18 protein-coding genes and 5 pseudogenes are annotated in these 20,416 nt (G+C 60.0%); 10 read left to right on the forward strand and 13 right to left on the reverse strand.

Going from position 1 to position 20,416, the window contains the following annotated elements:
• Positions 1-49: 49 nt before the first annotated feature.
• Both LJU32_15685 and LJU32_15690 read right to left on the reverse strand, forming a co-directional pair.
• Positions 50-763, reverse strand: a complete 714-nt coding sequence (locus LJU32_15685; protein ID WKV91111.1) for an AraC family transcriptional regulator — start codon at positions 761-763, stop codon at positions 50-52.
• Positions 646-969: pseudogene (locus LJU32_15690) on the reverse strand (cupin domain-containing protein). Before LJU32_15690 ends, LJU32_15685 begins: the two are co-directional and overlap by 118 nt.
• 87 nt (positions 970-1,056) lie before the next feature.
• On the opposite strand from LJU32_15690, the gene LJU32_15695 reads away from it, so the two are divergent.
• Positions 1,057-2,025, forward strand: a complete 969-nt coding sequence (locus LJU32_15695) for an SDR family NAD(P)-dependent oxidoreductase (protein ID WKV87230.1) — start codon at positions 1,057-1,059, stop codon at positions 2,023-2,025.
• A gap of 106 nt (positions 2,026-2,131) precedes the next feature.
• On the opposite strand, the gene LJU32_15700 is transcribed toward LJU32_15695, so the two are convergent.
• The gene (locus LJU32_15700; protein WKV87231.1) at positions 2,132-3,100 is read right to left on the reverse strand and encodes a LysR family transcriptional regulator; all 969 of its coding nucleotides are present in this window, start codon (positions 3,098-3,100) and stop codon (positions 2,132-2,134) included.
• Positions 3,101-3,198: 98 nt separating this feature from the next.
• Between LJU32_15700 and LJU32_15705 the strand changes: the two genes are divergently transcribed.
• The 5 genes and pseudogenes from LJU32_15705 (at position 3,199) to LJU32_15725 (ending at position 7,302) form a co-directional block, all read left to right on the forward strand.
• Complete coding sequence (locus tag LJU32_15705; GenBank protein WKV87232.1) at positions 3,199-4,368, forward strand: mandelate racemase/muconate lactonizing enzyme family protein; 1,170 nt, start codon at positions 3,199-3,201, stop codon at positions 4,366-4,368.
• A gap of 102 nt (positions 4,369-4,470) precedes the next feature.
• Complete coding sequence (gene dctA / locus LJU32_15710; GenBank protein WKV87233.1) at positions 4,471-5,778, forward strand: C4-dicarboxylate transporter DctA; 1,308 nt, start codon at positions 4,471-4,473, stop codon at positions 5,776-5,778.
• Between the two features lie 143 nt (positions 5,779-5,921).
• Positions 5,922-6,353 carry a MarR family transcriptional regulator gene (locus LJU32_15715; protein WKV91112.1) on the forward strand — a complete coding sequence of 144 codons (432 nt, stop codon included), beginning with the start codon at positions 5,922-5,924 and terminating at the stop codon, positions 6,351-6,353.
• 12 nt (positions 6,354-6,365) lie between these two features.
• Positions 6,366-7,154, forward strand: a complete 789-nt coding sequence (locus LJU32_15720) for an NAD(P)-binding domain-containing protein (protein WKV91113.1) — start codon at positions 6,366-6,368, stop codon at positions 7,152-7,154.
• 58 nt (positions 7,155-7,212) lie between these two features.
• Positions 7,213-7,302 (forward strand): annotated as a pseudogene (locus tag LJU32_15725) (DUF4381 domain-containing protein).
• A 568-nt stretch (positions 7,303-7,870) separates the two neighbouring features.
• On the opposite strand, the gene LJU32_15730 reads toward LJU32_15725, so the two are convergent.
• Positions 7,871-8,179, reverse strand: a complete 309-nt coding sequence (locus tag LJU32_15730) for a hypothetical protein (protein WKV91221.1) — start codon at positions 8,177-8,179, stop codon at positions 7,871-7,873.
• 47 nt (positions 8,180-8,226) lie between these two features.
• Positions 8,227-8,535 (reverse strand): hypothetical protein, encoded by a 309-nt coding sequence (locus LJU32_15735; GenBank protein WKV91222.1) that lies wholly within the window; start codon positions 8,533-8,535, stop codon positions 8,227-8,229.
• A gap of 17 nt (positions 8,536-8,552) precedes the next feature.
• Here LJU32_15735 and LJU32_15740 point away from each other — a divergent pair, with 17 nt between their 5' ends.
• A complete protein-coding gene (locus LJU32_15740) occupies positions 8,553-9,410 on the forward strand; it encodes an alkene reductase (protein ID WKV91114.1) in 858 nt (285 codons plus the stop codon).
• A gap of 65 nt (positions 9,411-9,475) precedes the next feature.
• Here the strand turns inward: LJU32_15740 and LJU32_15745 are convergent, their stop codons facing one another.
• Entirely contained in the window at positions 9,476-10,147 is a 672-nt protein-coding gene (locus LJU32_15745; protein ID WKV87234.1) for an SOS response-associated peptidase family protein, read from the reverse strand.
• A gap of 96 nt (positions 10,148-10,243) precedes the next feature.
• Complete coding sequence (locus LJU32_15750) at positions 10,244-10,501, reverse strand: hypothetical protein (GenBank protein WKV87235.1); 258 nt, start codon at positions 10,499-10,501, stop codon at positions 10,244-10,246.
• 442 nt (positions 10,502-10,943) lie between these two features.
• Here LJU32_15750 and LJU32_15755 point away from each other — a divergent pair, with 442 nt between their 5' ends.
• Complete coding sequence (locus tag LJU32_15755; GenBank protein WKV87236.1) at positions 10,944-11,162, forward strand: hypothetical protein; 219 nt, start codon at positions 10,944-10,946, stop codon at positions 11,160-11,162.
• An 82-nt stretch (positions 11,163-11,244) separates the two neighbouring features.
• Here LJU32_15755 and LJU32_15760 read toward each other — a convergent pair whose 3' ends face one another.
• From LJU32_15760 to xylA, 5 genes and pseudogenes are all read right to left on the reverse strand, one after another.
• The gene (locus LJU32_15760) at positions 11,245-11,472 is read right to left on the reverse strand and encodes a hypothetical protein (protein WKV87237.1); all 228 of its coding nucleotides are present in this window, start codon (positions 11,470-11,472) and stop codon (positions 11,245-11,247) included.
• The gene (locus LJU32_15765) at positions 11,473-12,609 is read right to left on the reverse strand and encodes a sugar ABC transporter permease (GenBank protein WKV87238.1); all 1,137 of its coding nucleotides are present in this window, start codon (positions 12,607-12,609) and stop codon (positions 11,473-11,475) included.
• Positions 12,610-14,166, reverse strand: a complete 1,557-nt coding sequence (gene xylG / locus LJU32_15770) for a D-xylose ABC transporter ATP-binding protein (protein WKV87239.1) — start codon at positions 14,164-14,166, stop codon at positions 12,610-12,612. It lies immediately after the preceding gene.
• 165 nt (positions 14,167-14,331) lie between these two features.
• Positions 14,332-15,332, reverse strand: a pseudogene (gene xylF / locus LJU32_15775) (D-xylose ABC transporter substrate-binding protein).
• 147 nt (positions 15,333-15,479) lie between these two features.
• A pseudogene (xylA, locus tag LJU32_15780) lies at positions 15,480-16,795 on the reverse strand (xylose isomerase).
• 175 nt (positions 16,796-16,970) lie between these two features.
• Here xylA and LJU32_15785 point away from each other — a divergent pair.
• Positions 16,971-18,146: a DNA-binding transcriptional regulator gene (locus LJU32_15785; protein WKV87240.1), complete on the forward strand. Its 1,176-nt coding sequence runs from the start codon at positions 16,971-16,973 to the stop codon at positions 18,144-18,146.
• A gap of 13 nt (positions 18,147-18,159) precedes the next feature.
• Here LJU32_15785 and LJU32_15790 read toward each other — a convergent pair whose 3' ends face one another.
• A complete protein-coding gene (locus LJU32_15790; GenBank protein ID WKV87241.1) occupies positions 18,160-19,326 on the reverse strand; it encodes an MFS transporter in 1,167 nt (388 codons plus the stop codon).
• A gap of 95 nt (positions 19,327-19,421) precedes the next feature.
• Here LJU32_15790 and LJU32_15795 point away from each other — a divergent pair.
• Positions 19,422-20,314 (forward strand): annotated as a pseudogene (locus LJU32_15795) (LysR family transcriptional regulator).
• The last annotated feature ends 102 nt before the right edge of the window (positions 20,315-20,416 follow it).

Below are 20,416 nucleotides of genomic sequence, written 5' to 3' on the forward strand. Positions count from 1 at the left end.
GCGGATGTCCTTGGCGGCGATTGTCGTGATCATAACCTCGATTATCGGACTATAAGAATGGATCGCGCCGGTAGTGCCCAGGCGATATTCCGTGCACGCGGCGGAAGGCAGCGCCAAAAGCCGCGTCGGACAGATAGCCCAGTGACGCGGCGACAGTCGCCACAGTGTCTCGACCATTGCGCAAGCGAAACGCGGCCACGCGCATCCGCCAGCGCGTGGCGTATTCGACTGGCGCTACACCCATGCATGTCTTGAACAGCGCGGCGAAACCGGATCGCGACATACAGGCAATCTCGGCCATTTGCGTCAGGCGCCAGGGCTTTTCCGGAGCCGCATGAATGGCGCGCAAGACGCCAGCGATCGCCGGTTCCCGCAGCCCGCCCAGCCACGCCAGTTGTTCGGCATCGGCGCTATTGATGTGATGGCGCAGCGCATGGATGAAGATCAGCCGCAGCAGGTCATTGCACATTGCCTGCGAGCCGGCCTGATGCGACGGCCACTCGCGGCCCAGTTCATCGAGCAGCCAGCCAAACGACGAGGCGCCTGCGGTTTCGGCACGAATGATCAGCGAGGCCGGCAACACCTCAAGCAGCTCTGTCGCGCCTGGACCCGACAGCGACACGCTGCCCCCAGCAACTCCACATCCTCGCCGACGCCGAACGTCGCCGAGGCGCCGTCGAAGGCAAAAACATCTGCAGCGTTCACCGCCTCGACATCGACGCCGCTGGCCAGAATGAACGGCGTACGCGACACCACAAAACAGTCGCCGGCCTGCAACAGGCGCGCCGGCATGCCTTGCATGCGCAGCCAGCATTCGCCTCGTCGCACAACGTTGAATTTCAGTTCGATGGGTTGGAAACGCAGCGCCCAGTCGCCTCCCGCTTGCAAGCGAACCGAGCAGGCTGCGCGCAGTTCCGAGAGTGCCAATACGGCAGAGAGTGGATCGCCAGCAGGATTTTGGATGACCACGACAGAAACCTGGATTTATCAGACTGGTTCGTCCCGAGAGCTTAGCCAAGAATGAAGGCCTTCGATAGCTCACTCAGGATTACCCTCATGGTCACGCTTCAACAACCTGTGCAATCACCGTTCAACGCCGCCAGCACAGCGGCCGAGGTCATGGCCGGCGTCGATCTGCACGGGCAACTCGCCGTGGTCACTGGCGGTTATTCCGGCCTCGGTCTGCTGACGGTGAAAAGCCTCGCGGCGGCGGGCGCGCAAGTCATTGTGCCGGCCAGAGATACGGCGCGTGCTCAGGCAGCATTGGCGGGTGTTGACGGTGTCAGCGTGATGCCCATGGATCTCATGCAGGCCGAGTCGGTGGCGGCGTTCAGCCACAGCGTGGTCAGCGCGGGTCAGCCAGTGTCATTGCTGATCAACTGCGCCGGAATCATGGCCGCGCCATTGCTGCGTGATGCCGATGGCCATGAAAGCCAGTTCGCGACCAATCACTTGGGCCACTATCGCCTGACCTGCGGCCTTTGGCCGGCGCTGGTCAAGGCTGGGCAGGCGCAGGTGCTGTCGGTGTCCTCGCGCGGGCATCAGATTGCCGGGGTCGACTTTGATGACATCGATTTCTTGCAGCGGCCGTATGACAAATGGGTCGCCTATGGTCAGTCGAAAACGGCCAACGCCTTGTTCGCGATTGCACTGGATCAGCGTGGGCGTAGCCATGGCGTTCGCGCATTTTCATTGCATCCGGGGCAGATCCTGACGGACCTGGCACGGCACTTGAGCACGGCGGAACTTGCCACATTCGATGCGCTGGATGAGCAGGGCCGGCCACGGCTGGATGCCCACAACGGACTGAAAACGGTGGAGCAGGGCGCCGCGACGGGGTTGTGGTGTGCGACCAGTGCGGCGCTTGCGGAGTTGGGTGGCGTGTATTGCGAAGACTGCAATGTTGCGCCGATCAATCAACCTGAAGTCGGCCGCAAGGGTGTTGCGAAATGGGCGGCGGATGGCGAGTTGGCGGAGCGACTCTGGGCGGTTTCGGAGCAATGGACTGGGCTCACGGTGGCATAAATCGAATCAAAGGCCAAAAGCCCCTCATCCTAGCCCTCTCCCGGAGGAGAGGGGACTGACCGAGGTGTTTAGTAGAGATACGCCGACCTGAAATACCGGGTCGAACTCAGGATTGAACCTCAGCGAAATCGGCTCCCTCTCCCTCGGGAGAGGGCTGGGGTGAGGGCTGAGGTTTCCGGCAAAACGCACAATCGCGGCGCTCACTCCCCAGCTTCGCCCAGAATTCCTCCGCCGACGGACTGATCGGTGCCGTCGGGCGAGTCAAATGAATCTCCAGTGGTATATCCCAACTTTCATCCAGTGCCCTGACCAGACGCCCGTCAGCCATTTCCTGTTCGGTCAGGCTTTTCGGCAGCCAGGCCACACCTTTGCTTTCCAGCGCCATCGACATCAGCACTGCGGCCAAGTGGCTGCTGAACAGCGGTTTCAGGTGCAGATAATCAGCCTTGCCATGCAACCTGTGGGCGACGATTCGGCCCAGTCCGGATTCGTGGGTGTAGGCCAGATAGGGCAGGGTTTCAGGCGACGTGCCGAACTGGGCTGAAGCACTCGCCAGCGGCACAAGTACGTCCTCGCCGACCTTCTTGCCAATGAACTGATCAGGCGCCAGTAATGGCGGAACGTCGGGGTGGCGATGGCATAGCAGGAACTGCACCTGGCCATGAATCAGCATCTGTTCGCACACGGCCATGCTGTCGGAATGCAGGCGAACCGCATCGATCGGCGCGCCACTTTCGGCGCTGCGCAACCAGCGTGGGAAGAAGGTGAATGACAGCGAATGAGTGGCGGCGAACTGCAAGGTTTTCGCGGCCATGCCGGCCACTTCCTGAGCCTCGGAGCGCATGCGGTACAGGCGTCTGGCCGCTTCCTGGGCGCTGGGCAAAATCTGCCGGCCGGCCTCGGTCAACGTCGCGCCTTGCGGGGTGCGCACGAACAATTCGACACCCATCCAGTTCTCCAGCGAGCGCACTCGGCGACTGAACGCCGGCTGCGTCACATGGCGCGCTTCGGCGGCCCGGACAAAGCTGCCGTACTCGGCCAGTGCTGAAAAATCCTCAAGCCAAACCAGTTCCAAGGGCAATGCCTCCTGTGCATAGGGCGCGGCATTAATAGCATTGGGCGGGTGTCGTCGCAAAGCATAACGTTGGGTCACCACAACAAGAGGAACCCGTCATGCGTATCGTCGATATCCGTGAAAAAACCGTCTCCATTGCTTCCCCGATCGCCAATGCCTACATCGATTTTTCGAAGATGACCTGCTCGGTCGTCGCGGTCATTACCGACGTGATTCGCGACGGCAAACCGGTCATCGGTTACGGCTTCAACTCCAACGGTCGCTACGGCCAGGGCGCGTTGATGCGCGACCGTTTTCTGGCGCGGATCACTGAAGCCGACCCGGAAACCCTGATCGATCACGAGAACAATAACCTCGATCCGTTCGCCATCTGGAAAACCCTGATGACCAACGAAAAACCGGGCGGGCATGGCGAGCGTTCAGTAGCGGTCGGCACCATCGATATGGCGGTGTGGGACGCGGTGGCGAAGATCGAAGGCAAGCCGCTGTATCGCCTGCTAGCCGACCGTTATCGCAACGGCGTCGCCGATGACAAAGTCTGGGTGTATGCGGCGGGTGGCTATTACTACCCGGGCAAGGACCAGAGCAAGCTCAAGGCGGAAATGCAGAGCTATCTGGATCGTGGCTACGACGTGGTCAAGATGAAGATCGGCGCGGTGCCGCTGGACGAAGATATCCGCCGCATCGAAGCGGTGCTCGAAGTGGTGGGCGACGGCCAGCGCCTGGCGGTCGACGCCAACGGCCGCTTCGATCTGCAGACCGGTATCGCCTACGCCGAAGCGATCAAGAAGTACAACCTGTTCTGGTACGAAGAAGTCGGCGACCCGCTGGATTATGCGCTCCAGGCTGAGTTGGCCAATCACTACGAACTGCCGATGGCCACCGGCGAAAACCTCTTCTCTCACCAGGATGCCCGCAACCTGTTGCGCCACGGCGGCATGCGCCCTGACCGCGACTACCTGCAATTCGACTGCGCGCTGTCCTACGGTCTCGTCGAGTACATGCGCACCCTGAAAGTGATGGAAGAGCTGGGTTGGTCCTCGCGCCGCGTGGTGCCGCATGGTGGTCACCAGATGTCGCTGAACATCGCCGCCGGTCTGCACTTGGGCGGCAACGAATCGTACCCGGACGTGTTCCAGCCATTCGGCGGGTTTGCCGATGGCATCCGAGTGGAGAACGGCTACGTCGGGCTGCCGGATATCCCGGGCGTCGGCTTCGAAGCCAAATCTGCGTTGTATGCCGTCATGCGCGAACTGGGCGAGGGCTGATTCGGTTTTATCTGCGGCCTCGTTTGCCGAGGCCGCACCTTCCGGCGTCATCCTCGACGCCAAAGCCACATGCCCACCACAACAATAAAATGAGGTGCTTCCGTGGAAACTTCAAAATCGCGCTGGTACAGCCAGCTCTATGTGCAAGTGCTGATCGGCATCGTCATCGGCGCTGCCATCGGATACTTCGTGCCCGACATCGGCGCCAAGCTGCAGCCGTTTGCCGACGGTTTCATCAAGCTGATCAAGATGCTCCTGGCGCCGATCATTTTCGGCACGGTGGTGGTCGGTATCGCCAAGATGGGCAGCATCAAGGAGGTCGGACGGATCGGTGTGAAAGCGCTGATCTACTTCGAGATTCTTTCCACCATCGCTCTGGTGGTCGGCCTGATCGTAGTCAACGTGGTCAAGCCCGGTGCCGGCATGAACATCAACGCCGGAACCCTCGATGGCAGCGCTGTCAACAAATACAGCCAGGCGGCGAGCGAGCAGGGCGGTCTGGTCGAGTTCTTCCTCAATATCATTCCGCATACCTTCCTCGGCGCTTTCTCCAATGGCGTCATGCTGCAAGTGATTCTGTTGTCGGTGCTGATGGGCGTCGCCTTGGTGCAAATGGGCGAAACCAGCAAACCGCTGATCAACACCATCGATCTGTTCCTGCAAGGTCTGTTCAAAATCGTCGCGATGGTCATGCGTCTGGCGCCGCTGGGCGCGGGGGCCGGCATGGCATTCACCATCGGCAAATACGGCATTGGCACTCTGCTGTCGCTGGGGCAGTTGCTGGTCGCGCTGTACATCACCACGCTGATCTTCATCGTCGTCGTACTGGGCACGGTGGCGCGATGGTCGGGTATGCCGATGATGCAGTTTCTGCGTTATTTCAAAGATGAAATCCTGATCACCCTGGGCACCTGTTCGACCGAAGCGGTGCTGCCGCGAATGATGGTCAAACTGGAAAAGCTCGGCTGCAAGAAATCCGTGGTCGGCATGGTCCTGCCGACGGGCTACACCTTCAATGCAGACGGCACCTGCATCTACCTGACCATGGCGGCGATTTTCATTGCCCAGGCGACCAACACGCCGCTGACGTTCATGGATCAGATGATTCTGCTCGGCGTGTTCCTGCTGACCTCCAAAGGCTCGGCCGGTGTGGCGGGGGCGGGGTTTGTAACGCTGGCGGCCACCCTCACCACCATTCACTCGATTCCTCTGGTGGGCCTGGTGCTGCTGTTGGGCATCGACCGCTTCCTCAACGAAGCGCGAGCAGTGACCAACCTGATCGGCAACGGCATCGGCACCATTGCCATTGCCAAGTGGGACAACTCTTTCGATGTCGAAGCGTGCGAGCGGGAAATCGCTGCCATGAAGCACGCCAAGGCCGAACGTAAATCGTTGCTGGCGCACAAGTAAACCCGAAGCGTGGCGATCAGCACCTCTGTTGGCGATCCGGGTCGCTGAAACAGGTGCTGATCGACACCGCACGAGCTGCCTGGGTTGACACTCCTATCGTACTCATGAAATATATAGCGCACTATACAATAGCGAACTATGAAATGAGCTCGAGCCGAAATCACGTGGGAACGCAGCTGTCGTTTTCACTCTACGCCGCCGCCAACCGGGTCGTGCGTTTGCACAAGCCGTATCTGGAACCCCTGGGCATAACCTTTCCGCAATATCTGGTGATCCTCCAACTTCTCGATGGCGCGCCACTGTCGGTGGGCGAACTCGGCACTTACCTGGCCATGGATGCGGGAACCATCACGCCGCTACTCAAACGCTTGGAAAGCGCCGGACTGGTCACGCGCAAGCGCGATCCGGCAGACGAGCGCCGCGTGCTGATCGACCTGACGCCTGAAAGCCGAGCCATGGAAAATGACATCAGAGCCATCACCGGCAAAATCAAATCTGCCTGCCAACTCGATGAGCAGGGGATTGAGGCGCTTCGTCTGACGCTGGATGCGCTTGCCCATCCGGCGGCTGACTGAGCCGACGACTCAATCCAAACGCGCGCTCAACCGGGCGATAACACACGTACCAGAGAGGGTATTGAAATGAACATCGGAATCATCGGCGCCGGCCACATCGGCGCGACGCTGGCACGCAAGCTGGCGGCCTGCGGTCATCAGATCAAACTGGCCAATTCGAAAGACCCGCAAAGCATTCAGACGCTCGCTGACGAGGTCGGTGCCAAGGCGGTGACCAAAGAGCAGGCCGTGGCCGACGTCGACGTGATCATCCTGTCGATTCCCTTCGCCCGATACCCTGATTTGAAACAAATGCTGAGCCAGGTTCCCGAGCAAGTCGTGGTCATCGATACCTCCAATTATTACCCGCAGCGTGACGGGGCAATCAGGGAAGTGGACGAGGGCAAACCTGAAAGCGTCTGGGTCAGCGAGCAGATCGGCCGCCCGCTGATCAAAGCGTGGAACGCCGTACTCGCTGCTACGCTGGCCGATCAAGGTCAACCTGCCGAATCCGCAACTCGCATCGCCTTGCCAGTCGCCGGCGATGATGTGCGTGCTGAGGCGATCGCGCAGGATCTGGTCGAAGAAACCGGATTCACCGCGCTCGCTGCCGGCGGTCTTCAGGATTCATGGCGTCAACAACCCGGGACCCCCGCTTACTGCACCGAGCTGACCCTGCCGGAACTCAAACAGGCGCTCGAAGCTGCGGACAAAGCCCGCGCGCCGCTGAACCGCGATGCTTTGATGGCCCGATTCATGGCGCCCGGCACAGAGTTCACCCGCGAGCAGATGGTTGCGATCAATCGGGAAATGACTGCCTGATTAGCGAGCCGACGCCTTCAGGTTTAAAGTCAATCTCAATTGCCATGCCGAAAAACCTGTGGGAGCGGGCTTGCTCGCGAAGGCGTCGGCACATTCGACACCATCATCGCCTGACACACCGCTTTCGCGAGCAAGCTCGCTCCCACAGTAGATAGATGATTCCCCCAGATCCTTGGCAACCTCAAAAACCAGCTTGTATTGCCACACCACAAATCCCCAGCCATGCCGAAAAAACTGTGGGAGCGAGCCTGCTCGCGAAGGCGTCGGCACATTCAACACCGTCATCGCCTGACACACCGCTTTCGCGAGCAAGCTCGCTCCCACAGTAGATAGATGATTCCCCCAGATCCTTGGCAACCTCAAAAACCAGCTTGTATTGCCACACCACAAATCCCCAGCCATGCCGAAAAAACTGTGGGAGTGAGCTTGCTCGCGAAGGCGTCGGCACATTCAACACGATCATCGCCTGACACACCGCTTTCGCGAGCAAGCCCGCTCCCCGCAGTAGATAGATGATTCACCCAGATCCTTGGCAACCTCAAAAACCAGCTTGTATTGCCACACCACAAATCCCCAGCCATGCCGAAAAAACTGTGGGAGCGAGCTTGCTCGCGAAGGCGTCGGCACATTCAACACCATCATCGCCTGACACACCGCTTTCGCGAGCAAGCCCGCTCCCACAGTAGATAGATGATTCCCCCAGATCCTTGGCAACCTCAAAAACCACCTTGTATTGCCACACCACAAATCCCCAGCCATGCCGAAAAAACTGTGGGAGCGAGCTTGCTCGCGAAGGCGTCGGCACATTCGACACCATCATCGCCTGACACACCGCTTTCGCGAGCAAGCCCGCTCCCACAGTAGATAGATGATTCCCCCAGATCCTTGGCAACCTCAAAAACCAGCTTGTATTGCCACACCACAAATCCCCAGCCATGCCGAAAAAACTGTGGGAGCGAGCCTGCTCGCGAAGGCGTCGGCACATTCAACACCGTCATCGCCTGACACACCGCTTTCGCGAGCAAGCTCGCTCCCACAGTAGATAGATGATTCCCCCAGATCCTTGGCAACCTCAAAAACCAGCTTGTGCTGCCACACCGCAAATCCCCAGCCATGCCGAAAAAACTGTGGGAGTGAGCTTGCTCGCGAAGGGGGCGGCACATTCAACAGCATCATCGCCTGACACACCGCTTTCGCGAGCAAGCCCGCTCCCACAGTAGATAGATGATTCCCCCAGATCCTTGGCAACCTCAAAAACCAGCTTGTATTGCCACACCACAAATCCCCAGCCATGCCGAAAAAACTGTGGGAGCGAGCCTGCTCGCGAAGGCGTCGGCACATTCGACACCATCATCGCCTGACACACCGCTTTCGCGAGCAAGCTCGCTCCCACAGTAGATAGATGATTCCGGCTGGCGCAAGGTCACCGATGCAGTGCATGGCGCTGGTGGCCGGATCATCGCGCAGCTGTGGCACATGGGCCGGGTCGTGCACCCGAGTTTCCTTGGCGGCGGCCAGCCGGTTTCCGCATCGGTCACCACCGCGCCGGGGCAGGCGCACACCTACGCCGGCAAGCAGCCGTATACCCCGGCGCGCGCGTTACCGCTGGAAGAAATCCCCGCATTGCTGGAAGACTTTCGACAGGCGACCCGCAATGCAATCGAGGCGGGTTTCGATGGCGTGCAGATCCACGCCGCCAACGGTTATCTGATCGACCAGTTTCTGCGCGACAGTGACAATTTCCGCAGCGATGCCTATGGCGGTTCGATCGACAACCGCATCCGCTTGCTCAAGGAAGTGACCGAGGCGGTCGCCGAAGTCATCGGCGCCGACCGCACCGGCGTGCGCTTGACCCCAAGCAGCTACGAGCAGGGCATCCTTGACAGCGATCCCGAAGCGCTGTTCATCCGCGCCGCCGAGGTGCTGTCAGCGATCGGCATTGCTCATCTGGAAGTCCGCGAGCCACCGCTGGACGGCACTTTTGGCAAGTCTGAACGACCGCCGCTGGCCGGGGTGATCCGCGATGTATTCAAAGGCGTGCTGATCCTCAATTCGGACTACGGATTTGCGCGGGCGCAAGCACAATTGGACGCAGGGCTCGCCGATGCGATTGCGTTTGGACGGCCGTATATAGCCAATCCGGATCTGCCGCTTAGATTTGCCCGCCAGTTGCCATTGGCCCAGAGCGAAATGAGTACGTGGTTCAGCCAGGGCTGGGAAGGGTATTTGGATTACCCGGCGGTGAGTGACGTTTGAACGCATGATTGCCACGTTTCGACTGCCCGCTGTGGAGTGCTCAATGGGCAGATGTTTTACCCGATTCAGCGCAAGCGCGATGTCCGTTGCGAGGACAGCACCTGTTCAAGCTGAGGTTCGAGCACGGCTTTGTGCGCGGCCAATACATGCGCCTGCGCCCACTCCAGATCAGGGTGCAGCCATTCCAGCGCATCCTTTGCGGTGAACGCCAACAGACGCTGACGTTTCATTTCTGTGTCCTCATGGGTGATCAATGCCAGGCCATCACAACCGCTACGGGTTCCGCTGACCTGAGCAAGTGCGGCGAGAAAGATCGGACAAGGCTCACGGGCTGTGGTGTAGGCAAGGTTGCGCGAATGAATGAACATTCCGGCGTCGAGGGCCTCATACCAGCCTTCCACCGCGACGAGCATGCGCCCGTCGTGTTTGACCCGGTCAAATAACTTCGAGCGCATGACCAGATGCAACGGCAAATGGGTCAGCGGAGGCAGGGCGCCCATCGACCAGGTGGGTGACCAGCCCCAGCGCACGGGCAAGCAGTCCAGAGCACCGTCGCGGCGACAGATGCCATTGACCTGCATACCCGGTTTGATGAGGTGGCGCCCGTCAGGTGCGCATTTGCCGGAAGCGCCGTCACCGGCCGTATCGGCTTGTGCGTCAACGTTTGCCATCTGGCCGGTCACCAGAAGAGTCGCCAGTTGTTGCGGGGCGGTGTGTTGAACGATGTACTCACACATTGCAAATCTCCTGGTCGGCAGAGCTTTGCGCACGGCACGCAAGTCCGGCGTTTCTCGCGTTGTGCTGCTCTGGGGCAGATGGGCGGCGCGGGTTTTTCATATCGCCAGATCCTCGTCCCAACACACCGCCTTCGATTCGTGCCATTGCACGTCGGTAACGCCGAACCGTTCGGCCATAGGCTTTGAGAAACGCTTCAGCGGAGGCCGGCCGGGCTTGGGGATCGGCGTCAACCCTGCGTCGCAACTTGCCCACTGCCAGGCTTCCGCGTTGTTCATCAATTTGGCGCGGATAATGAAGGATTTGGGCACGCCGTGAAGGCGGTATTTGATCATGTACAAATCTGTCTGGCTCATGAGGCTCTCCTGTTGCTCATGAAAGAGGGATGTTCCTCGTGCCAGGAAATTCATAGATTTTTCTAACATCTCGACATGCGTTCGTATCGGTTGAAAATAAGTTATACAGACCGCGCTTACGGTATAAGGAGCTCGTGTTTTCCACTGAGCTAGTTTGAGAAAAGAGACTAAGCGGAACGACGGAATATAATGAAGTCACATGGCCGGTGGTGGCATTTAGATGTTATTTATCTTCACGACGAATATCGCTGCGTTTATTCCGCACAACTCTGCAAATTAGCAGCCGATACAACTAAGCTGGAACGCAAGTACAAGTAAGTCTGCGGGTTCTATTAATTAGGAAGCTTTGCAAACGAAGCGACAAATTGATTTTTTTGTACAGATTTGATTCGACTCATGTAATGGTTGATGACCCGATTGTGCCTTGACAGGAAGAAGGGCCATGGAAAACGACGACCTGCGTCAAACTTGTACAAGTTGCAACAAGCTGTACAAAACCTCGCCGCAAGCAGAGCGTTACAAGGCAAGCGCCGGCCATGCGGGGCTTTGTGAGACCTGTCTCCAAACCGAACAGGAGCGGGTGATCGACGAGCGTTTGGCCCTGTGCGCCGCGAAGATGCTGGTGATTGATCGTCAGTTCAAGCCACCGGCGAAGCGCTGATGTCGTCGTCGGCTTTCAAGTAAAGCGGGGCGCCGGACTGCCGATGCCCCAGTTTTGGTTTGCCGTTTTTATTGACCAGCGTTCAAGCTCCTCGATTAATCAGCCACGCGAAAAACGCCAAGAACGGCGCCAATAAAACTGCACCGCCAATCACCACTGCCCAACCCCAGGCAAAGCCACGCTCACCCTTGAACCGCCCGCCGCTCAATAACCGCAGTACAAAGACGCCTGTGCGATGGGCCAGCAAATCAATAATGAAATCCATGTCATCACGGCTCCTTTGTGCAATCTGACTTGCCAGTTCATTCATTTAACGCCGCGCCGTGCGTGTACTCACATCCACCCAGACCGCCAACACCAGAATGCTGCCCTTGACGATCATCTGCCAGTAACTATCCACGTCGAGCATGGACATGCCGTTGTCCAGACTGGTGATCACCAGCGCGCCGAGGAGGGCGCCGTAGACGGTGCCGGAGCCACCGCGCATGGAGGTGCCGCCGATGAAGCAGGCGGCGATGGCGTCGAGTTCGCCCATGCTGCCGGCCGAGGGCGAACCGGCGGCGAGGCGTGCGGTGTTGACCACGCCGGCGAGGGCGCACATCACGCCCATGATGCCGAAGATCCACAGCTTGACCGCTTGCACATTGATGCCTGACAGGCGCGTCGCTTCCATGTTGCTGCCGACCGAATAGACCCGGCGGCCGAACACGGTCTGGCTGGTGACGTAGCTGAACACACCGAGCAGAATCAGCAACAGCAGCACCGGCACGGGAATGCCGTCGTAACTGTTGAGGGTCTGGACGAAACCGGCCAGTACCGCGCCGATCACCAGCACGCGCACAACATCACGCACCAGCGAATGCGCCGCCAGACCGTGCAGGGCGCGATTGCGTCGTTGTTTCCAGGTCAGAAAAATCGTCAGCACGAACAGCAGCACACCCAGGCCAGTGCCGATCGCGTGGGGCAGATAACCCTGGCCGACGTAGACCAGCTCCGGCGATACCGGGGCGATGGTGGTGCCGCCGGTGATCCCCAGCAGAATCCCGCGAAACGCCAACATCCCACCGAGGCCGACGATAAATGAGGGGATGCGCAAGTAGGCGGCCATGTAGCCATTGGCGAGGCCGATCATCAGGCCGCACAGGGCAACCAGACTGAGATTCGCCAGCAGCGGAATGTGATAGACCACGTCGAGAATCGCCGCGAGGCCACCCAGCAGGCCGAGCAATGAGCCCACCGACAAATCGATCTCGCCGCTGATGATCACCAGCACCATGCCGCAGGCAAGGATTCCGGTGATCGACATCTGCCGCAGCAGGTTGGAAAGGTTGCGCGGGGTGAGGAAGCCGCCCTCGGTCTGCCAGCTGAAGAACAGCCAGATCAGCACCACGGCGAATACCAGCGCGAGCATCTTGTAGCGGGTGAACAGTTGTTTGACCTGATTCATTTACGCGGTTTTCCGATCATTATTGTTATGGCTGCCCGGCTGGCTGAGGGCGGCGGCGAGTACCTGTTCCTGGGTCAGTTCATGGTTGACGAAGTCTCCACGCAACTGGCCTTCGCCGATCACCAGCACGCGGTCGGAGACGCCGAGCACTTCGGCCAGTTCCGATGAAACCATGATGATCGACACGCCTTCGGCGGCCAGCGCGCCCATCAACTTGTAGATCTCATACTTGGCGCCGACGTCCACGCCTCGGGTCGGCTCGTCGAGAATCAGTACGCGCGGTTTGGCCAGCAGCATTTTCGCCAGCACGGCTTTCTGCTGGTTACCGCCCGACAGGCTGGTGATCGGCAAGGACGGACTTGCGGTCTTCAGATGCAGACGGGAGATTTCCCGGTCGATGCAGCCCAGTTCGGCTTCGGCATCGATGCGGGTCATTTTCGAATAACTCTCGAGCACGGCGAGGGTGATGTTCTGGCCGACGCCGAGATCCGGAATGATGCCTTGGCGCTTGCGATCTTCGGGCACCAGGCACAGGCCGGCGCGGATCGCTTTCAGCGGCGTGCGCGTGTCGATTGGCTGGCCGTCCAGCCAGACTTCGCCTTCGTGGCGGCCGGGGTAAGCGCCGAACAGTGCGGTGACCAGTTCGGTGCGGCCGGCGCCGACCAGCCCGGCAATGCCAAGAATCTCGCCGCGCTTGAGGCTGAAGGAAATGTCGTCGACCCGTTTGCGCTTGGGGTTGTCGACGTCGTAGCAAGTGATGTGGCGCGCCTCGAAAATCACCTCGCCAATCTCATGCGGCTCGCTGGGGTAGAGGTTGCTCATTTCGCGGCCGACCATCTGCGTGATGATCTGCGGAATGTCCATGTCCGCCATGGCGGTGGTGGCGATGTGTTTGCCGTCGCGGATCACCGAAATGGTGTCGCACACGGCGGCGACTTCATCGAGCTTGTGCGAGATGTAGACGCAGGCGACACCCTTGGCTTTGAGGTCGCGGATGATGTCGAGCAGCACTTCGATTTCCGAGCGGCTCAGGGCCGAGGAGGGCTCATCGAGGATCAGCAGACGCGCCTGTTTGTTCAGGGCTTTGGCGATTTCCACCAGTTGCTGATAACCGCCGCCGTACTGCGAAACCGGCAGCGAAACGTTCATGTCCGGCACTTTCAATTCACGCATCAACGCTTCGGCGCGGTGGATCATCGCCGGATAGTTCATGCGCCCGCCGGGCAGCGTCAACTCATGGCCCATGAAGATGTTTTCCGCCACCGACAGATCGGGAACCAACGTCAGCTCCTGATGGATGATGACGATGCCGGCGGCTTCGGTTTCGCTGATCGATTGCGCCCGGAGCGGTTGCCCGTCCCAGAGGATTTCGCCGTCCCAGGTGCCATGGGGATAGACCGCCGAGAGGATCTTCATCAGCGTCGACTTGCCGGCGCCATTCTCGCCGCACAGGCCCACGCATTCGCCGGGCCGGACCTTGATGTCGATGCCGTTGAGCGCTTTGACACCGCCGAAGGTTTTGACGATGCCGTTCATTTGCAGCAGATAGTCGGACATGGAAAAGGCTCGTATACCAGGGACCTGAACACCACAAAGCCCTTGTGGGAGCGAGCTTGCTCGCGAAAGCGTCAGTTCAAGCAATGCATCGCTGACTGATACACCGCCTTCGCGAGCAAGCTCGCTCCCACAGGGTTCTTCGCATAACTGAGATTTGGGCTCTGGTTATTTCCCGGCAATCTGCGCCTTGGTGTAGAAGCCGTCCTGTTCGAGCAAGTCGATGTTGTCCTTGGTCAACGGCGTTGGCGTGAGCAGGATGGTGTCGACCTTTTGCTGCCGTTGTCGTACTGCGAGGTGTAGGCCGGTTTTTCGTTGCGTGCCAGTTGAACCGAGAGCTTGGCCGCTTCGGACGCAATGAGTTTCAGCGGTTTATACACGGTCATGGTTTGCGTGCCGGCGATCACGCGTTTGACCGCTGCGAGGTCGGCGTCCTGACCGGAAATCGGCACCTTGCCGGCCAGTTGTTGCGCGGCCAATGCCTGGATAGCGCCGCCAGCGGTAGCGTCGTTGGAGGCGACGATGCCGTCGATTTTGTTGTTGTTACGGGTCAGGGCGTTTTCAACGATGCTCAGCGCTTCGGTCGGGTTCCATTCCTTGACCCACTGCTGGCCGACGATCTTGATATCGCCCTTGTCGATGGCCGGTTGCAGCACCTTCATCTGGCCTTCACGGAGGATCTTGGCGTTGTTGTCGGTGGGCGCGCCACCCAGCAAGAAGTAATTGCCCTTGGGCGCTGCTTTCAGCACGCCGCCGGCCTGCATCTCGCCGACCTTTTCGTTATCGAAGGAGATATAGGCGTCGACATCGGCGTTGAGAATCAGCCGGTCATAAGACACCACTTTGATCCCGGCTTTCTTCGCCTCGGCCACGGCGTTGGTCAGCACTGTCGCGTTGAACGGCACGATGACGATCACATCGACGCCGCGAGAGATGAGGTTTTCGATCTGTGAAATCTGCTTCTGCTCATTGGCGTCCGCCGATTGCACGAAGACTTTGGCGTCCATTTTTTCCGCCGCCGCGACGAAGTAATCGCGGTCGCGCGACCAGCGTTCCAGACGCAGGTCGTCAATGGAGAAACCGATTTTCGGGTGGGTGGCGTCGGCCATTACCGGCAGGGCCAACAACGCCAGGGCACTGGCCAACAGCGTACGTTTCAAGTTGTTCATGGTGGTGCGTCCTTTTATTTTTGTTGGAAAGACACGGCCTGACGATGAATCGGGCTGGTAGAACTGTAGAGAATCTGCCGACGCAGCAGGCACAGAATTGTCGTGCAATTGTCACAGCGTCGTTGCGTCGGCAGCCTCCCTTGGCGATCAGCGATACAGGTAACGGTTGACGATGTTTTCGAGCATTTCCTGGCGGCCGCTGACGGCTTGCGGGTTCAGCTCGTTGGTGAACGCGTGCTCGGCCAGCGACTCGAGATTGAAGTCGCCCGCCATCACCGCCTGCCCGAACGGCTGACGCCAACCGGCGTAGCGTTGATCCTTGAGCACTTGCAGTTGATCGTTCTCGACCATCGCGGCAGCGCGTTCCAGCGACAGGGCGAGAACGTCCATGGCGCCGACGTGGCCGTGGAACAGGTCGATCTCGTCGAGGCTCTGCCGGCGCACCTTGGAGTCGAAGTTGAAGCCGCCATTCTTGAAACCGCCGGCCTTGAGGATTTCATAGGTCGCCAGGGTCATTTCTTCGACGCTGTTGGGGAACTGGTCGGTGTCCCAGCCGTTTTGTGGATCGCCACGGTTGGCGTCGATGCTGCCGAAAATACCCAGCGATGCAGCCGTGGCAATTTCGTGATGGAAGCTGTGGCCGGCCAGGGTCGCGTGGTTGGCTTCGATGTTGACCTTGATTTCCTTCTCCAGCCCGTACTGCTGGAGGAAGCCGAACACCGTGGCGCTGTCGTAATCGTATTGGTGCTTGGTCGGCTCCTGCGGCTGGGTTCGATCAGCAGATCGCCGGTGAAACCGATCTTGTGCTTGTGCTCGACCACCATGCGCATAAAGCGCCCGAGTTGTTCGCGCTCACGTTTCAGGTCGGTATTGAGCAGGGTTTCGTAGCCCTCACGACCGCCCCACAGCACGTAGTTGGAGCCTTTGAGGCGATGGGTGGCGTTCATTGCGCTGAACACTTGCGCAGCGGCGCAGGCGAACACTTCCGGATCGGGATTGCTCGCAGCACCGGCGGCAAAACGTGGATTGCTGAAGCAGTTGGCGGTGCCCCAGAGCAACTTGATACCGCTCTGTTCCTGATGTTGCTCAAGGCGGTCGACCATTTGCGCGAAGTGTTCGCGGTACTCCTTCAGCGAGTTGCCTTCGGGGGCGACGTCCGTGTCGTGAAAGCAGTAGTAATCGATGCCCAGTTTACTGAAGAACTCGAACGCGGCTTCAGCCTTGCCAATGGCCAGTTGCATCGGCTCGCCGCTGCGTTGCCATGGGCGTTTGAAGGTGCCGGCACCGAACACATCGGAACCCGGCCAGACGAAGGTGTGCCAGTAGCACGCGGCCATGCGCAGGTGTTCGCGCATGGGTTTGCCGAGGATCAGCTTGTCGGCGTTGTAGTGGCGGAAAGCGAGGGGCGAATCACTGTTCGGGCCTTCGTAGCGAACCGGCTCGATATTGGGGAAATACTGCATGGACCTTGTCCTTGTTGTTCTTGGCGGTGTCTCGATACTAGCAACGGCCCCGTGCCCGCTGATTATGAAAAGCCTCAACTGCGAGTGCGATTTTGCGTATTGAGCTTATACGCTCGCACGCCTAGTCTGTGTCCATCGTCGCCGCGACGAAGCGACCCGGAACAGTCTAAAAACAATGAAGAGCCTACCGCCCGTGCACCGCATCGCCCTGTTGTTCAACGGCAGCAAGATCTACGACCGTGGAATCATCAGCGGCATCGGCAACTACCTGATCAGCACCCGCGCTTCCTGGGACCTGTTTCTGGAAGAGGATTTTCTCTGCCGCTTGAAAGGCATCGAGCGCTGGCAGGGTGACGGGATCATTGCCGACTTCGATGATCCGCTGATTGGCGAGGCGCTGGCCGACATTCATTTGCCGGTGGTGGCGGTGGGCGGTTCCTACGAGGATGCACGCGCCTATCCCAAAGCGATTCCCTACGTTGCCACTGACAACAACGCATTGATCACGCTGGCTTACTCGCATCTGGTCGAGGCGGGGTTGCAGCGCTTTGCCTGTTTCAGCCTGCCCGAGGCACAAGCCAATCGCTGGGCGCAGGAGCGGGAAAAGGCCTTTCGAAAACTGATGCAACGAGACGGCCTCCACGCTGAGATCTATCGCGGCATGGGCACCAGCGCGCCGCTCTGGGACAGCGCTGTGGAACAACTGATCGCCTGGCTGCACAGCCTGCCCAAACCGATCGGCATCATCGCGGTCAGCGACGCCCGCGCCCGGCAGTTACTGCAAGCCTGCCTGACCGCCGGCATTGCTGTGCCGGAGCAGGTCGCGCTGATCGGCATCGACAACGACCCGCTGACCCGCAGCCTGACTCGTGTGCCGCTGAGTTCGGTGATTCAGGGCACCGAAACCATGGGCCGCACCGCCGCGCAATTGCTGCACCAGATGCTCCACGGCATGCCGTCCACCGGTACGCAAATCCTGATTCCGCCTGACGCGGTCAACGTGCAGGTGTCGAGCCTGCACCAACCGTTGGGCAATCCCTACGTCATGCAAGCGCTGCTGTTCATCCGCCAATATGCCTGTCAGGGCATCAAGACCGCGCAAGTCGCGGCCTATGTCGGCGTGTCGCGCTCATCGCTGGAAGCGCATTTTCGCGCCGAGCGCGGATGCAGCGTGCATGACGAGATTCTGCGTTTCAAACTGGCGGCGGCTACCAGCGGTTTGAAGAACACCGATGCGGCGATTGCCGACATTGCCCAGGCCTGCGGCTTCAAGTCTGCGCAATACCTGCACACGGTGTTCCGTCGCGAGTTCGGCTGCACGCCCCGCGAATATCAGCAGGGCGGAGCGTAGTGCTGCGAATGGCTCACGCCAGCGCAGCGGCACTGGCTCTGGAGCGCCAGGCGAACGTCAGCACCATCAGCAGGCCCAGACCAGCCATCGCCGCGCCGGCCAGGGAAATCGCTGGATAACCCAGCCCGGCATTGATCACCGCGCCACCCAGCGCCGCGCCGATCGCGTTGCCGAAATTGAACGCGCCGATGTTCACCGCCGAAGCCAGATTCGGCGCGTCCTTGGCCGCTTCCATCACGCGCATCTGCAGCGGCGGCACCAGAGCGAAGCTGGCGATACCCCAGATCAGAATGGCCACGGCGGCCGGCAGCGGCCAGCGCATCAGCACCGTGAACGCCAGCAACACCACAATCAATGCGCTCAGCGACACGATCAGGGTGCGGTCGATCGAACGGTCGGCAGCCTTGCCACCCCACATGTTGCCCAGCGTCAAACCAATTCCGAACAACACCAGCATGGCGGTGATGAACGCGGCGGAGGCGTGGGTTTCGCTGCTGAGAATCGGCGCGATGTAGGTGAACACGGTGAACATCGCACTCGAGCCGACCACGGTCAGGGCCAGCGCGGCCAACACCGGACCGCGGCCCAATACACGTATTTCCGCCAGCGCACCCGCGCCTTGCTCTGCTTTCAGATTGGGCAGGGCGAACCACAAGGCGATCATGGTCAGCACGCCGAGACCGGTAATGCCCCAGAACGCCGTGCGCCAGCCGAACAGCTCACCAAACCACGCCGCCAGCGGTACACCGCCGATGGTCGCCAACGTCAGGCCCATGAACATCGCCGCCACGGCGCCGGCACGTTTTTCCGGCGCGACCACGCTGGCGGCCACCACCGAGCCGACCCCAAAGAATGCGCCGTGGTTGAGCGAGGTGATCACCCGGGCGACCATCAGGCTGTAGTAGTCGGTGGCCAGCGCCGACATCAGATTACCCAAGGTGAAAATCGCCATCAGCCCGATCAGCAGATAGCGCCGGGGGATCTTGCCAGTGGTCAGGGTCATCAGCGGCGCGCCGAGCAGCACGCCCAAGGCGTAGGCACTGACCAGCAACCCCGCAGCGGGAATGGAAACGCCGAGATCGGCGGCGATGCCGGGCAACATGCCCATCGGCGCGAACTCGGTGACGCCGATGCCAAAGGCGCCGACAGCGAGTGCAACAAGTGGTGGATTGATACGCATGGAAAGTCTCCTCATCTATGCCGCCAATGCTACGATCCATCGTTTTCAGGCGGTAGATGGCGATTTTGGCAATCACCTTTGCGTAAGAGGCACGAATGGACTTCAACGGCAGATCAGGGGAAATGAGCGTGTTCGTCACCGTGGCGCAGGAGGGCAGCCTCTCAGCGGCTGCGCGTGCGCTGGGGCTGACGCCTTCGGCGGTCAGTCGGATCATCGCCCGCGCTGAACAGCGACTCGGCACTCGGCTGTTGCTGCGCACGACCCGCGCGCTGACGTTTACCGCCGAGGGCGAGGCCTTCCTGCGCGGTGCCCGGCGAATTCTCGCCGACATGGACGAAGTGGAAGGGGCCATCACCGATCAAGGCGTACCCAAGGGCCGCTTGCGTGTCAGTGCCGCCCTTGGCCATGGACGGCTGACCATTGTGCCGCTGGTCGCAGCCTTTACCGTCCGCTACCCGAACATCGTCGTCGACCTCAGCCTTGGCGACGAAGTCGTCGACATCCTCGCCGGTCAGGCGGACGTCGCCATCCGCTTCGGCCATTTGCCCGACAGCCCACTCACCGCGCGCCGGCTCGGTCACACCGGCCAGGTCGTGGTGGCATCGCCCGACTATCTGCAACGTCATAGCACGCCTCAGCAACCCGAAGACCTGCTCAAGCACAACTGCCTACGCTTCAACTTCCGCCGCGCCGAAGCCAACTGGCCGTTTATCCGCGACGGCAAGGAGTTCTCGCTGAAAGTCAGCGGCAACATCGAATGCAGCAGCGGCGAAGCACTGGCCCAGTTCGCCAGACTCGGCGCCGGAATTGCGCGGATTGGCGAGTTCACCGTCAGGGAAGATTTGCAGCGCGGTACGCTGATCCCGCTGCTGCAAACGTTTAACCCGGGCGATGAGGAACCGATTCATGCGGTGTTCGTCGGCGGCGCGGCGATGCCGGTGCGGGTGCGGTTGTTTGTGGATTTTTGCTGGAGCAGCATCGGATGTAAGAGGTGGCGTCTTTTCATCGGATCTGATTCTGTGCACGCAAATGCAATCATATTGCTATCATTTGCAGCTCTTCATTTTTCAGTCTGAATACAGTGAGTACC

Source organism: Pseudomonas sp. B21_DOA (assembly GCA_030544685.1).
Taxonomy (GTDB): domain Bacteria; phylum Pseudomonadota; class Gammaproteobacteria; order Pseudomonadales; family Pseudomonadaceae; genus Aquipseudomonas; species Aquipseudomonas fluorescens_AO.